This is a genomic window from Neobacillus drentensis (genome assembly GCF_036966985.1).
Taxonomy (GTDB): Bacteria; Bacillota; Bacilli; order Bacillales; family Cytobacillaceae; genus Neobacillus; species Neobacillus drentensis_E.
Genome location: NZ_JBALSN010000794.1, coordinates 1 through 218 on the forward strand (window position 1 = coordinate 1; position 218 = coordinate 218).

The window sequence follows — 218 nt, forward strand, 5'->3', positions numbered from 1 at the left end:
GCAAAAGACATGCTGAACAATCACATTTGAAAGTAGGTTATTTACAATGTTTACATTAAACAATCAAGTAGCTATTGTAACAGGGAGCGGTTCTGAAAAAGGAATTGGCCGAACAATCGCTCTAACACTTGCTAAACAGGGTGCTGCTGTCGTGGTAGCAGATATCAATGAAGAAGGGATTCGCTTCACAGTAGAAGCCATTCAAAAAGCCGGAGGAA

General features: G+C 40.8%; 1 protein-coding gene. It reads left to right on the forward strand.

The window, feature by feature from the left end; all coding sequences use genetic code 11:
* Nucleotides 1-46 precede the first annotated feature (46 nt).
* Nucleotides 47-218, forward strand: a 172-nt coding sequence (locus tag V7659_RS31800) for an SDR family NAD(P)-dependent oxidoreductase (RefSeq protein ID WP_420491799.1), incomplete at its 3' end; no start/stop codon positions are given.